A 13930-nucleotide genomic window follows, 5' to 3' on the forward strand; every position below is an offset into this window, starting at 1 on the left:
TTACGCTACTGCACAGGCACTCTTCGGGTAGAACAGCGATTCTGGCGGCTGGGTTTCTCTTGTAGTCCATGTCGCTCGCATGGGGCCATGCCCCCATCCGTAGGTTTCTTTGGCACCCACGGGTTGTGGGACCCTGCAGGAGATTCCCCTGCAGGAGATTATAGACACCCACAGGATTCATCCCGTGGGTGTTTTGCTTGTCGACGCCTATCGTCGCGGTGTGGTCGCAGTCTTGAGGAGTTCGGCAAGCCGGTCGATCTGACTGTGCGTGTGCGCCGCAGAGACCGTTACGCGGATGATCGCCTCGCCTCGTGGCACCGTGGGGTAGCGCATAGCTGGTGCCCACACGCCGTGCTCACGGAGAAAATCTGCAACGCGGACGGCATTGCGCTCGTCGCCAATCGTGACGGGAATAATCGGTGTCATTGGTCCCGCTTTGGAGGCATCGAGGGCAGTGCGTGCGTATTCGATGTTTGAATGGAGTATCGCCACAACGTCAGATTCCTGGATCAGTCGCAGTGCCGTGAGGCTTGCGGCTACCACTCCTGCGGAAAGCGCAGTGGAGTAAACGTAGCTGCGCGCGTGGTTGCGCAAATACATGCCTAGCTCTTTGTCGCAACATACGAAGCCGCCCTCGGAGCCGAAAGCCTTGGACAGCGTCCCGACGAGGATCTCCGGGCGCACACCGGTGAGCTCGGCTGCGCCTCTGCCCGTGTCTCCGAGCGTGCCCAGCCCGTGCGCATCGTCGACGATAAGTGGCGCACCGCAGTCATGTAATCCAGGAAGATCGGCGATGTCTCCTCCCATGGAGAAGAGACCGTCGGTAACGACGAGGGGGACTCGCCCGGAAACCTTTCCTGGCACCCCACCGTGCGCGTAGACGTGCATGGTGGCCCCTTTGCGGCGAGCGAGGGAGAGGCCGTCGATAAGCGAGGCGTGGTTGGCCGCGTCGGAATAGAAGGTGGGGGAAAGCTCACCCAGTGACTGAAGCAGCCCGACATTGGCCTGGTAGCCGGTGGCAAACAGGACACAATCCGGATAGCCCAGCCAGGAAGCAAGTTCTTCTTCCAACCGCGTGTGCAGGTGTGTTGTACCTGTAGTCAGCCTGGATCCTCCAGATCCCGTGCCGTAGCGATGGAGCGCGTCCGTGCTGGCTCGGACTACCTCCGGGTGTGTCGCAAGGCCAAGATAGTTTGAGGAAGAGAACAGTGTGTAGTTCTTCCCGTCCACGATGCACTCCGTGTCCTGGGCCGTGGTAAACACGTGCTCCGAGCGGGACAGTCCGCTTGACCGCCACGTCTTGTTACGGGAATGGAGCTCGTCAGTTAATGAGGTCAGCTGGGGCGGTGGTGTGCGCACGAGTACCGGCTCGTGCTCGAGGTAAGCGATAATTTGTTCGACACTTGCCTGCGTAAGGTCGACGAAGAACGCCCGGCCACCACGTGCGCCAGGTGCGATGCGGGGAATTCGGTGGTACACACCGTCGCGGGCAATATAGCCGGTGGTGTAGCTCGTGTCGTCAGAAACGCAGAGTTCTGCAACGATCCCAGGACAAGACAGCGTTTTTGTGGCCAAGACAAGAGCCTCGCGGAAGTGGTCCTTTGTTGCCTTTGCCTGGACCCCGTGAGTGAGCTCGGCCCAATCCATGTGCGTGACGCGTACGCCCCGCTCGTGATTGGGTTCGACCCGTCTGCCCGTAGCAATATCGATGAGCGCTGCCCCGCGCATCGTCTCCGGTGAGGTGACTACCTCCCATCCGCTTTCCGGAAGGCCGGAAAGAAGCTCCGGGATGCACTCGGGGCCAGCGTGTTCCTGCACAGCGAGGGGATCTAACAACCTGGGTGGGGAGGCCACCTGCTCGCAGGTGAGGGTAAGCGAGTCGGGCGTTCCGAGCTCGTGGGTGAAGCCCCGGGTAACCAAACTGGTGGCGATGCCGGGGATGTCTTCGGTGTGGGAGGTTAGGCGCTCTGCTCCAGAGATATGTGTGGATTGGCGGGATGCGCGCATGCGGACGGAGTAGAAAGGAGTCACCAACCCAGTGTAACTAGAACTGCGTTTAAGTTAAGCGAAATTAGTTAACAAGAGTTGGCATGAATACTGTTTTTTAAGGTGGCCCGTGACCGACAGGTGAGGTGCCCCGAACATCTTTCCGCCTTACATTTCCGTTTCGGCGCGGATGAGAACTGGGCGATGCTCCAGGTAGGCGATGGCCTCCTGCGGGGTGGTGACGTGGGTGTCAAGGTAGAACGCTCTACCCCCGCCACGCTGTCCTAGCTCTTTCATCTTGGGGATGCGGTAGAAGGCCCCGTCTCGGACAATATAGCCACTGGTAAACCCGGGGTCGTCACTGATAGCGAGCTCGGCGACCATACCGGGGCAGTGGTGCACTTTGGTAGCGAGCGCAACCGACTCACGGAAGTGGTCTTCTTCCTCTGTGATGGGCGTGAATTCCCAGTCCATCATAGAGACGCGAATACCTCTATCTGGGTCAGGTTCCAGGCGCTTGCCGGTGTGAACATCGATGAGCGCTGCCCCGCGCATACGGATTTCACTGGCTGCGATCTGGTGGCCGATCTCGGGAAGGCCGTCCAGAAGATCACCGACCTCTTTCACGTTCTTAACCGGCAGCTGGTTAAGAACGAGGGGCGTGGTTCGCACTTGATCCACAGTTATGTGGATTTCATCGGGGACACCGAAAGAGTGATTGAGTGCTCGCGATGTGAGCGCAGAGGTGATTGTCGGGATGTAGACCTGCTGGGTGATTCGCTCGGCGCCGGAGACGTGGATGCCACCGCGAGAAGCGCGCATGCGGACAGAAAAATACTCTTCATTCACATTTTTCTAGTGTACGTATTGCTCGATGGTTGTCGTTGAACAATACGCGGGATGTGGTGGAATTAACACGCCTTCTGGGGCTAGTGGAACGAGCAAACAGAAAGTCGGTGGCGGAGAAATCGGTGGGGCGGAAAAGGAAAACCCAGCCCGGGGGCTGGGTACGTGGGCGAGTGCGGAGGGTTACATGATGACGACCGCTTGCACCGCCAGGATTTTGATAATCATTGCGATGGCGAAGAGGGCAGAGTAACCGGAGTTGGTGCGGGGATCGTCGACAAGCGATTGCGCGTGGGTGAGTAGCGCTGGCTGGCCGACAAAGCCGGCCATGGCACCGGCGGTGCGTGGCATGGAGAGTCCCAGCGTGCGACCGACGAAGGCGAGGGCCACGAGCATGACGGCGAGGAGCACGCCGGCGATGAGTCCTACCTTGATACCCTCGGCGCTGAATGCCGTCGCCGCGAACATCTGGCCGGAGGACAGGCCTACCGTAGCGAGGAAGATGACCAGACCGAACTGGCGGATGGTGAGGTTTGCAGATGTGGGCATCCCCCAAACGAAGGGTCCGGTGCGCTCGAGGTAACCGAGCCAGATGCCCACAACCATGGGGCCTGCCGCGCTCCCCAGTGCAACGGCTGCACCGCCGATAGGCAGGGTGATGAGACCGAGGGCGATGCCGAGCGCGATACCCATGCCAGCTGTCATATAGTCCACCTCGGTGTTCTCCTTCTCGGAGTTGCCCAGGTAGTCCTTGATGGAGTCCAAGGCGGACACAGGGGAGACGACGAGGAGTCTGTCGCCGAGCTGCACCTCCGCCTCAGCCTCCGCGAGCATCACCTCGTCGCCACGGCGAATCCGCGTCACAATCGCGCCGAAGCGCAGCGGTATATAGAGATCTGCGATTGAACGGCCGGCGAGACGGCTGTCGGAGACAAGGATCCATTGGAAATCCACCTCGGAGCGATCCTCGGTGAGGTTGAGATCGGAGGCGTGGCCGAGAGCATCGACTGCTGTGTCCACGGCCTCCGGGTAGCCCACGATGACAATCGCGTCGCCGGGAAGAAGTTCCTGGGCTGGGTGCGCGACAGACGTGTGACCGTTTCGCCGGATATAGGAGACGCGTACCGAGCCACCATAGGTGCCGGGGACGGACGCGATGCCTGGGATTTCGGAAACGCGCATCGGTGTATCGACGATTGCTGTCGTGTTCACGAGACCTTCCGAGGCAGCGTGAGCGGGGTCATTTGTCGCGGGGAAGCGCATACGGGCCAGGATCGTCAGTGCGATCATCGTGACGATGACACCAACGGGGTAGGCGATGGAGTAGCCAACTGCTGGGTTCATCGCCCCGCCGAGGGCATCCTGCGCAGCCGCGAGTGCCGGGGTGGCGGTGAGCACACCCGCGTACATGCCACCGATCATGCCCGCGTCCACGCCAAAGAACTTACCTGCCACAACGGCCAGAGCAGCCATCGCGACGAGAATGACCGTCGCTCCGATGTACAGTTTGTACTGGCGTTTGAACTCGCGAACAAATGACGGACCAGCTGCCAAGCCGATGGTGTACACGAAGAGGGCGAGGCCTACCGTCTGTACGAGGCCGAGTCCCTCACCTAATCGTGGATCCAGCGCGCCGACGGCGAGACCAACGAAAAGTGCACCTGCCGGTCCGAAGCGTAACGGCCCGAATGGGATCGAGCCAAGGACCGTTCCCAAGGCGATCACAACAAACAGTGTCAAGATCGGAGTATCCGCAAGTATTTCTATCACCTAAGTATGTTCTCAAAGATTTCCCCATTCCGGAAAACGAGCACGTGAGAGAGGCAGTAAACCTGGGAATTTGCTAGCAATTCCCTTCGACCCGTTGTCCACTGGAAACACGTCCCATACAGGGCACAGGGGTCGCTAATTGTAGGGAAATAGCAGCGTAACGCATAGAAAAAATACGTTAGCTGTGTAGAATTGCCCCGTTACTGTATCCGATAACGGAGGTATGTGTGTCTTTTAGACGAACACTGTCCATCGCTCTCGCCTTCATTGGCCTCTTGGTCGGTGCGGGCTTCGCTACAGGCCAGGAGGTGATCCAATACTTCGTGGCTGCCGGCAGCGTCGGTGTCATCGGCGCCATTATCGCCGGTGTCATTATCGCCGGAGCTGGCCTCGTCATCCTTCAGCTGGGGAGCTACTTCCAGGCCGACGAGCACAACAAAGTGTTCACATCAGTTTCGCATGCCGTCGTTGCCAGATTCCTAGACATCGCGGTGATCATCACCCTGTTCGCTTTTGGTTTTGTCATGCTCGCCGGGGCCGGATCCACGTTGACTCAGCAGTTCGGCTGGCCAACATGGATTGGGTCCACGGTGATGCTGGCACTCGTCCTCATTTCCGGGTTCCTGGACGTGGAAAAGATCACCGATGTCATCGGCGCGCTCACGCCGTTGGTGATCATCATGGTGATCGTCGCGTTTGGGTACTCCATGACACAATTACCCGTTGATATGGAGACGCTGAACCAGGCCGCTCATACCGCCGACATGCCAGTCACGCCGTGGTACCTGTCCGCGGTGAACTATGCGGGACTTGCTCTCATTCTTGGCGTGTCGATGGTTCTCGTCATCGGTGGCAACTACCTCGATCCCCGGGAAGCCGGGGTCGGCGGCCTCGCTGGCGGTGTCGTGTACATGCTGCTTCTCGCCATGGCTGCCGTATCCATCTACATCAACATTGATGACATTGTGGGGACGGACGTACCCATGCTGGCTCTCTTCCAGAACTTGCAGGGCTGGACGGGATACATCATTGTGTTCATCGTCTATGCGATGATCTACAACACGTGCATCGGCATGTTCTACGCGCTCGGTCGCCGACTGGCAGCTGGCAAACAGTCGAAGTTCCGCGTTTACTTCACAATTTCGGCCGTCATCGGTTGGGCCGTGAGCTTCATCGGCTTCCAGGATCTCATGGGCGTTGTCTACCCCGCACTCGGCTACCTTGGCATCGTCCTCGTTGCCACGCTCGTCATTGCCTACCTCCGCGAGCGCCCGAAGATTTCAGCCGAGTCTCAGCGTCGTGTTCGTATTCGCCAACTTTTCTACAAGCACGAACACCCGGACAAGGGCGATCTGACCCGCAAGGAGCAGCGAGAGCTCACCCGTCTCGTGGAGCAGTCTCCGGTGGATAATGAGGACCTCCAGCAAACCGTGACCGAAGAGGTCGTGCAGGCTCTCGACAGCGATGATGATGTCGACTACTCCGCCGATGAGGAAGGCCAGGAGGCCACCTTCGACGATTTTGACATCGCACCGTCCGCACCTGCCACCGACTCCGGTGACACCGGCACTGCGACAAAGGTAGAAAAGTAAACAATCCAACGAAAACGAGGTCACCTTCACATGGGTGGCCTCCTTTTCTATCTGTACGTGTCTATCTGCACGCGTATCTCTGTACGTGTCAATCTGTACATATCTCCCTGTACGTGTCTACCTGTACACGTCCGGCTGCGAGCGAAAGTCGCTCGCTCATGTTGGTTATTCGGGGGTATGTAGTGAAAAGTGTGATTGGTTCTAAGCGGGTCCACGTGCATTTGTTTAGGGGGCTTGCCGTGGGGATAGACAAAGGCACGTTCATCTGCCAAAGTGAATAGGTATGACCACTGACAAAGGAAGGTGACCAGTGCGTTCTCTGACCATAGCCAGGGCCGGTGACCCATTCCCGGGCTCTGCCTTCGCGTCTCCGATCTATCGCATCCCCGCGCTGTGCGTAACGCAGAGCGGGCGCATACTCCTCGCATACGATGTCCGAGAGGATTGGCGTGACTTGCCGGCTGACTTCGACATCGCCGTGCGCCACAGCGACGATGGGGGGAAGACGTGGTCCGCACCGCGAGCTCTGCGTCGACACGAGCCAGGGCACGGTTTCGGAGATGCGTCGCTCACATGTGCGTCGATAAGCGGGGGAGACATCCTGTGCTGGTACGTCGGGTCGACGGGGGAGTCCTACTTCAGCGCGAAGCCAGGCGCGCCGGGCCTCGATCTGTGGCTTGCGCGCTCTCGAGACAACGGGTTGACCTGGGAGCACGAGCAGGTTGACGGCCTGCGTCCGGCGGGTGTCGGGGGGATGTTTGCCTCCTCGGGTAACGGTCTGGCGCTCACGGACGGGGGACTTGTGCAGACGTTCGTCGCGCGTGTCGACGATAGCAACTATGCCCTCGCCGCGCGCAGCGACGACAGCGGAAAGACGTGGCGGGCTGGCTCCCTTATCGGGCCGGATTGCGATGAAAACAAGGTTGTAGAACTGACAAACGGAGACATCCTCATGCACGCCAGGGCGGCACCTGCGCGCAGGCAGGCTGTGTCTCCTGACGGGCTGACATTTACGGAGCCCACTCCCGTGCCGACGCTAACCGATCCCGCGTGCAACGGCGGGCTCTGCCGGTGGGGTGACACCCTCGTAGCCAGCATGTGCGACCACCCGGAGGAGCGTGGCCGGTTGTGCCTCCACCTTTCCGACGACGACGGCATCACGTGGGGACCCGCTGTTTCCATCGACACAGGGGCTACGGCCTACTCGGTTCTCGCACCCGTGGACGACGACACGCTCGCGATCGCCTGGGAGGCCGATGACTACCGCACCATCCAGTTCGCCAGGATTACCTGCGGGGAAACTATCACGCCCCGTGTGGGAGAAGGGCAGTGGGCGAAGCCGCCCGTGGTCAACCCCTCCGGAAAATAAACTCGTGGTCGCGCTGTTTTCCCACCTTAAATCGGTATTCGCCCGCCTTGGAGAACCCGAAGCGGGAGTAAAACCGCTGCGCGCCGAAGTTCTTCGACCACACGCCGAGCCACAGCGTATCGCAATGCGTGTCTAGCCAGTCTACGCCGAGCCCCATGAGTACGCGCCCGAGACCCTTACTCTGGTGAGAACTGCGGATATACAGCCGCTTGATCTCGCCGTCACTCTCGGTCACCTCCGGATGGGGTAGGCCACACGGGCCAACGAGGACATATCCCACCGGGGTTTCCCCATCTCGCGCAATCCACACGGCGTGACAGGGACTGCGAAGCAGTTCTCCGAGCGCCTCTGTGGAATACGTTGTGGTCAAGAACTCGCGCAGATCAGCCGGCGGGTACAAGTAGCCAAACGTCTCCGTGAACGTATCGATGGAAAGCTGTCGCAGGTCGCCCACGTCGCCGTGGCGCGCCGGGGCGACCGTAATTGTCTGCATTGTGTGCATCTTCCTTCGGCTCGATGTGCTCTTCGCAATTGCGGAGGGGTTCGTCCAGCAACATGTGTGGTTTTACTGTAGCGTGCGCTGTGGGGAGCCCCGCCACTGACGGATTACGCGCTGTGGAAGGTTGCCCTGGGACACAGGTTTCCCTAGTAATGGTGGACTTCTCTGTGATCTCCGCGATACGGAAAGACCTTACGCCATCTCTCCCTATAGCATCACAGGTTGTGTGCGTCGTAGGTGAGGGAAAGGGCTGGGCAACATGGATAAAAAACATCAAAAAAGTTAATTATCAGACTGGTCATCTGCCAGTCATCTGCTACGCATCACCCACCCTTGAAGGAGGCTAGTGCAATGTCTGACTGCACTCTCATCGCCCACCGTGGCGCCAACACCCTCGCCCCGGAGAACACCTTTAGTGCTTTCCGCGCTGCGCTGGACAATGGCATCAACTGGATCGAAACAGACGTGGACATCATGGGGGACGGAACTCCCATTATCATGCATGACACGTCGCTTGACCGAACGACCAATCACTCAGGCCAGTACTATGACCTGGCAGTTTCGGATCTTGAGTCGATTGATGCTGGACGCTGGTTCGCGCCGGAATTCGCAGGCGAAAAGATCCCAACCCTTGCGGGCCTTATCCGGTTTATGAACGAACACGAGCTCAATGCCAACATTGAGATCAAATCCAACGAACAGGGAAAGAAGGAATCGCTCACGCTCATCGATAATGTGATCGCTGAACTTGAGAATCTTGATCCTGCACGCAAAGTCATCGTGTCTTCCTTCAACCATGTCTTGCTGTCCATTTTCAAGCAGCGCGCGCCCAAGCTCCCCGTCGGTTGTCTCTATGCAACAGCTGCGCTTTACGACGACTGGAAATCCATGTTGGAACTGGTCGGCGCCGAATACATCCATCCGGAGGATTCTTACCTGACCCGTGAGCGCATTGCAGCCTTCCATGAGGCTGGCTTCGGCGTCAACGTGTGGACGGTCGATGATGTGCGGCGTGCTAATCAGCTGGCAAACTGGGGTGTCGATAGCATCATCTCCAATGTCCCGCAGCTGTTTACAGGTATTAGCGGAGCGGTGAGCGAAAAGTAAAGGACAAAATAGGGTGACAGGACAGCGTGAAGAGCTTTCCGCGTGAACGTTGGGTTACCAATGAGCTGCCCGTGTCCTCCTAGAAGAGGCGCGTCGGTGGATTATCGGCATTTTTGCCCGCCTGTTCACCTCAGGTGAGGTCGAAGATGCAGTGGTTTTCCGTGATCCTTTTGGCGAACGCGTTGGACAAAGAATGCCCGTCTCGTAATCCGCAGGAGATAGCCTGGTATCGCCATGCTCCCGCACATCTCGGGTACCTGTACATCGGCTGGGTCTTGCCCTGAGGGGAAGCACATTCGCTCTATACCCGTGGTGGAATCGGCTCTAGGGCCTAAGCCTCGTGTTTTTGACGAAACGTATTGCCGTATGACGTACTGGCGCATGCGACTACCGGAGTCCGTCAAGAACGTCTCAATATGGAGCACTCAGAACCGGAAAGCGTGGTAGAAGACACTGCAAAGCGGGCAATAGGACGTGGCAAAGCAATCGCTAGACCGGCAGGAAAGCGAGGGGAATCGGGAGGCGAGGGCACCAACAAGTTGCGGACGCTATAAACTAGAGCGTTATGACGTACCAGGATACTGATCTCATGGATTTTGACGAGGTTTTGGAGACCTTCGACCCAGTTATGGGCCTCGAGGTACACGTGGAGCTACAGACGGAAACCAAGATGTTTTCGTCCAGTTCCGCCGATTTCGGCGCCCCGCCGAACACGCACACCGACCCCACGTGTCTGGGGCTGCCCGGTGCGCTCCCCGTTGTTAATGAGACCGGTGTCGAGTGGGCCATCAAGATTGGCCTTGCGCTGAACTGCAAGATCGCCGAGTACTCGCGCTTCGCGAGGAAGAACTACTTCTACCCGGATCAGCCCAAGAACTACCAGATTTCCCAGTACGACGAGCCGATTGCTTATGACGGCTACCTCGATGTGCAGCTCGACGATGGCACCACCTGGCGTGTAGAGATCGAGCGTGCCCACATGGAGGAGGACACCGCTAAGCTCACCCATATCGGTGGCGCAGACGGTCGTATCGCGGGTGCTACGCACTCCCTCGTCGATGTCAACCGCGCGGGTGTTCCGCTCATCGAGATCGTGACCAAGCCCATCGAGGGTGCTGGTGAGCGCGCTCCTGAGGTCGCCCGCTGCTACGTCGCTGCGCTTCGTGATCTGGTGAAGGCACTCGGCGTTTCCGATGCCCGTATGGATCAGGGTTCCATGCGTTGCGACGCGAACCTGTCCCTCATGCGCAAGGGCGCCACCGAGTTCGGCACCCGCACTGAGACGAAAAACATCAACTCCGTCCGCTCTGTTGAGCAGGCAGTTCGCTACGAGATGATGCGCCAGGCTGCAGCCCTCGAAGCCGGCGAGGAAATCATCCAGGAAACACGTCACTACCAGGAAGTGGATGGCTCTACCAAGAAGGGCCGCCCGAAGGAGACCTCCTCGGATTACCGCTACTTTAACGATCCGGATCTGCCCCCGGTGATCGTGTCCAAGGAGCGCGTTGAGGAAATCCGTGCCACCCTCCCTGAGCTTCCGTGGGTCAAGCGTGACCGCCTGCAAAAGGAATGGGGTGTCTCCGATGCTGAGATGCGCGACCTCGTCAACGCTGGGGCGCTGGACCTCATCGTCGAAACGACGGAGGCTGGTGCCAAGGCAGATGAGGCCCGTTCCTGGTGGACCTCTTACCTCGCACAGAAGGCCAAGGAATCCGAGGTGGAGCTTGAGGATCTGTCCATTACTCCGAAGCAGGTAGCTCGTGTGGCAGAGCTCGTCCGTGAGGGCAAGCTCACGAACAAGCTCGGCCGCACTGCAATCGACGGCGTTCTCGTCGGCGAGGGCGACGTGGATGAGGTTGTGGCCAGGCGTGGTCTCGAGGTCGTGCGCGATGACGCGGCGATTGAGAAGGCTGTCGATGAGGCAATCGCTGCCAACCCGGATATTGTCGAGAAGTACCGAGCTGGCAACAAGAAGGTCACCGGCGCCATCGTTGGTGCAGTCATGAAGGCGACGAAGGGAAAGGCCGACCCGAAGACTGTCAACCAGCTCATCGCCAAGAAGCTTTCCTAGGAGGAAAGCTACCGGCCCCGAAATTCGCCTGCTTGTGCAGGCGAATTTTTGTGTTTTGGAGTGTTATCGTGTTTTGTCACGGTTCGATTGCAATTTCCGCATAAAGCGCTGAAATCGTCGCAATCAACGCTCATTGGTGCATATTATGCGTGTGTAGCCCCACTAAAAAGGAGAACACATGATCAAACGTGCACTAGCAATGTCTATGGCCTTCCTCGGGGTGCTTGTGGGCGCAGGCTTCGCCTCGGGACAGGAGATCCTGCAATACTTCGGAGCTTTCGGGCACTGGGGGATCGCAGCAGCAGTTATCTCCGGACTCATCATGATGATTTCCGGCATGGTCACGCTCCAGTTCTGCTCCTACTTTCAGTCGAAAGAACACATGCCAGTCGTGTCCTACATCGCCAGCCCGTTTCTTGCGAAGTTTTTTGACTATGCCATCATGCTCACCCTCTTCGCCACGGGTTTCGTCATGCTTGCGGGCGCGGGCAGCAACCTCAACCAGCAATTCGGCTTGCCGACAATTGCAGGTTCTGTGCTCATGGTGGTGCTGGTCATTGCCGTTGGCTTCCTCGACGTAGATAAAGTATCCAACGTCATCGGTATCATCACGCCGTTTCTTCTCGTGTTCATGGTGATCATTTTTGCCAAATACGCTTTCAGTCCTACCGATTCCATCGCTGCTCTCGACGCACAGGCGGCGAGCGTCCAAGCGGGTCATCTTGTTCCGAACTGGTGGGTGTCGTCGGCAAACTATGTCGGCATGTGCCTCATGGTAGGGATTTCCATGGCGCTCATCATGGGCGGCAACAGTGCAGATCCGAAGGCCGCTGGTCTAGGTGGCATCATCGGTGGCGCCCTTTACGGATTGTGCCTTCTGGGCCTCGTACTGTCGCTGTATTTCAACATCGGCGATGTCGGTTCTTTTGACATGCCAACGCTCGCCCTCGTTTCTCAGATTCATCCGGTGCTGGGGACCATCATGGCGATCGTGATCTACGCGATGATTTTCAACACGGCCATTGCCATGTTCTACGCCTTGTCCAAGAGGTTGAGCGCCGAGAAGCCAGAGAATTTCCGTCGCTACATGATCGGCTCTACCCTTATTGGTTTTGTCTTTTCCTTCATTCCGTTTTCCACCCTCGTCTCCTGGTTGTATCCGCTGGTCGGCTACGTAGGCATCCTCCTTATTGTCACGCTTATCGTCTCGTGGGTAGCCACGCGGCCGGAGATAACGGAGGAAGGTTCCAGGCGTGAAAAAATCCGTCGCCTCGTGTCTCGTCGGCTCGATCCTCGCGCGCGCTTTACCTCCAAGCAACGCCGCAAGCTGCGCAATGAAGTGCGTGCTTCCAACGTGGAGGATAAAGAGTTGTACCGGGCTATTGAACAAGAAGAGGCGGACCGCCTCGACTCGGATGATGATGTTGAGTTTTCCTCGGACGAGTATTTCAAAGAGCGCTATCCGGAGGAATACGCTGACGGCGAAAAGTCCTAACCGTGGTTACACTCGGAAACATGTATACTTCACGCTCTGACAGGTACGAATCAATGGAGTACAGACGCGTTGGTAACTCCGGTCTGATGCTCCCCGCGATTTCCCTAGGTTTCTGGCACAACTTTGGCGACGATAAACCACGGGAGACTCAACGGGCGATTATGCGTCGGGCATTCGATCGCGGTGTCACCCACTTCGATCTGGCAAACAACTACGGCCCGCCAGCGGGCGCAGCGGAGACGAACGTGGGGGAGATACTGCGGCAGGACTTCGCTTGTCACCGCGATGAACTGATTATTTCCTCCAAGGCTGGGTGGCGTATGCAGCCGGGGCCGTATGGTTTTGGTGGGTCGCGAAAGTATCTCATGGCATCACTCGACGCGTCGTTGAAGCGCCTCGGTGTGGACTACGTGGATATTTTCTACCATCACCGGCCGGACCCAGATACGCCACTGGAAGAGACAATGTACGCGCTGCGGGATATCGTTGCTTCTGGAAAGGCGCTCTATGTGGGGATCTCATCCTATTCAGCGGATCTGACTGCCGAGGCCGCAGAAATCATGCGGGAGGAAGGGTGTCCGCTGCTCATCCACCAGCCAAGCTATTCCATCGTGAACCGGTGGGTGGAGGAGCCGGATGATAGCGGTGACAACCTTCTTACCTCCGCAGCTGACAACGGTCTCGGCGTGATCGCCTTTTCCCCGCTGGCGCAGGGGCTCCTCACTGATCGTTACCTCCACGGCATTCCCGAGGGATCCCGCGCAGCAAGTCACAAGTCCCTGAGCGAGGACATGCTGAGCGAGCGAAACCTAGACATGGTGCGAGCGTTGAAGGAGTTGGCGGACAAGCGTGGCCAAACCATTGCTCAGCTCGCTCTGGCGTGGGTGCTGCGCAAGCAGGGAGACTACGGAGAGAAGACTGTGACGAGTGCGCTCATCGGAGCCTCCTCCGTTGAGCAGCTCGACCAGAACCTGGATGCGCTCACGAATCTGGCATTTAGCCAGGAAGAACTTGACACCATTGACAGGGTTACGAGTGATGCCGGCATCAACATCTGGGGTGGGGCGACCCGATCAAAGTCAGCGGACGATTAACGGTCGACTAACGGAAAGACTAACAAGGCCGAAGAAAAGCCCCGGGGTTCACACAACTCCGGGGCTGTGTCGTGTCGTCCCGTTGTGTTGTTCCGTCGTTT

The 13930-nt window shown here is 58.3% G+C and carries 10 protein-coding genes; 6 read left to right on the forward strand and 4 right to left on the reverse strand.

The genetic code is table 11. The features are described 5' to 3' along the window. Nucleotides 1-207: 207 nt before the first annotated feature. The 3 genes from HMPREF3044_RS01550 to HMPREF3044_RS01560 form a co-directional block, all read right to left on the reverse strand. A complete protein-coding gene (locus HMPREF3044_RS01550; protein ID WP_070739000.1) occupies nucleotides 208-2031 on the reverse strand; it encodes a 6-carboxyhexanoate--CoA ligase in 1824 nt (607 codons plus the stop codon). A 123-nt stretch (nucleotides 2032-2154) separates the two neighbouring features. Further along, the gene (locus HMPREF3044_RS01555; protein ID WP_070739001.1) at nucleotides 2155-2835 is read right to left on the reverse strand and encodes a 6-carboxyhexanoate--CoA ligase; all 681 of its coding nucleotides are present in this window, start codon (nucleotides 2833-2835) and stop codon (nucleotides 2155-2157) included. A gap of 180 nt (nucleotides 2836-3015) precedes the next feature. Next, nucleotides 3016-4572, reverse strand: coding sequence for an aspartate:alanine exchanger family transporter (locus HMPREF3044_RS01560; RefSeq protein ID WP_236589108.1), 1557 nt, complete (start codon nucleotides 4570-4572; stop codon nucleotides 3016-3018). 257 nt (nucleotides 4573-4829) lie between these two features. On the opposite strand from HMPREF3044_RS01560, the gene HMPREF3044_RS01565 reads away from it, so the two are divergent. Together HMPREF3044_RS01565 and HMPREF3044_RS01570 are read left to right on the forward strand one after the other, a co-directional pair. Continuing rightward, nucleotides 4830-6194 carry a YkvI family membrane protein gene (locus HMPREF3044_RS01565; protein WP_070739002.1) on the forward strand — a complete coding sequence of 455 codons (1365 nt, stop codon included), beginning with the start codon at nucleotides 4830-4832 and terminating at the stop codon, nucleotides 6192-6194. Between the two features lie 310 nt (nucleotides 6195-6504). Beyond that, nucleotides 6505-7563, forward strand: a complete 1059-nt coding sequence (locus HMPREF3044_RS01570; protein WP_070739003.1) for a sialidase family protein — start codon at nucleotides 6505-6507, stop codon at nucleotides 7561-7563. On the opposite strand, the gene HMPREF3044_RS01575 is transcribed toward HMPREF3044_RS01570, so the two are convergent. Next, a complete protein-coding gene (locus HMPREF3044_RS01575) occupies nucleotides 7544-8056 on the reverse strand; it encodes a GNAT family N-acetyltransferase (protein ID WP_070739004.1) in 513 nt (170 codons plus the stop codon). The two genes, HMPREF3044_RS01570 and HMPREF3044_RS01575, sit on opposite strands and share 20 nt — an antisense overlap. A gap of 357 nt (nucleotides 8057-8413) precedes the next feature. On the opposite strand from HMPREF3044_RS01575, the gene HMPREF3044_RS01580 reads away from it, so the two are divergent. From HMPREF3044_RS01580 to mgrA, 4 genes are all read left to right on the forward strand, one after another. Then, nucleotides 8414-9169, forward strand: coding sequence for a glycerophosphoryl diester phosphodiesterase (locus HMPREF3044_RS01580; protein ID WP_168167230.1), 756 nt, complete (start codon nucleotides 8414-8416; stop codon nucleotides 9167-9169). A 565-nt stretch (nucleotides 9170-9734) separates the two neighbouring features. Beyond that, nucleotides 9735-11240 (forward strand): Asp-tRNA(Asn)/Glu-tRNA(Gln) amidotransferase subunit GatB, encoded by a 1506-nt coding sequence (gene gatB / locus HMPREF3044_RS01585; RefSeq protein ID WP_070739006.1) that lies wholly within the window; start codon nucleotides 9735-9737, stop codon nucleotides 11238-11240. Nucleotides 11241-11418: 178 nt separating this feature from the next. After that, nucleotides 11419-12735, forward strand: a complete 1317-nt coding sequence (locus HMPREF3044_RS01590) for a YkvI family membrane protein (protein WP_070739007.1) — start codon at nucleotides 11419-11421, stop codon at nucleotides 12733-12735. 20 nt (nucleotides 12736-12755) lie between these two features. After that, nucleotides 12756-13829 carry an L-glyceraldehyde 3-phosphate reductase gene (gene mgrA / locus HMPREF3044_RS01595; RefSeq protein WP_034989650.1) on the forward strand — a complete coding sequence of 358 codons (1074 nt, stop codon included), beginning with the start codon at nucleotides 12756-12758 and terminating at the stop codon, nucleotides 13827-13829. The last annotated feature ends 101 nt before the right edge of the window (nucleotides 13830-13930 follow it).

The sequence above is a fragment of the Corynebacterium sp. HMSC073D01 genome, assembly GCF_001815555.1.
Lineage (GTDB): Bacteria > Actinomycetota > Actinomycetes > Mycobacteriales > Mycobacteriaceae > Corynebacterium > Corynebacterium glucuronolyticum.

Bases quoted from the DNA above. Each gene is read 5' to 3' on its own strand.
- mgrA (WP_034989650.1), top strand. From the start codon at position 12,756: ATGTATACTTCACGCTCTGACAGGTACGAATCAATGGAGTACAGACGC.
- HMPREF3044_RS01575 (WP_070739004.1), bottom strand. From the start codon at position 8,056: ATGCAGACAATTACGGTCGCCCCGGCGCGCCACGGCGACGTGGGCGAC.
- HMPREF3044_RS01580 (WP_168167230.1), top strand. From the start codon at position 8,414: ATGTCTGACTGCACTCTCATCGCCCACCGTGGCGCCAACACCCTCGCC.
- gatB (WP_070739006.1), top strand. From the start codon at position 9,735: ATGACGTACCAGGATACTGATCTCATGGATTTTGACGAGGTTTTGGAG.
- HMPREF3044_RS01590 (WP_070739007.1), top strand. From the start codon at position 11,419: ATGATCAAACGTGCACTAGCAATGTCTATGGCCTTCCTCGGGGTGCTT.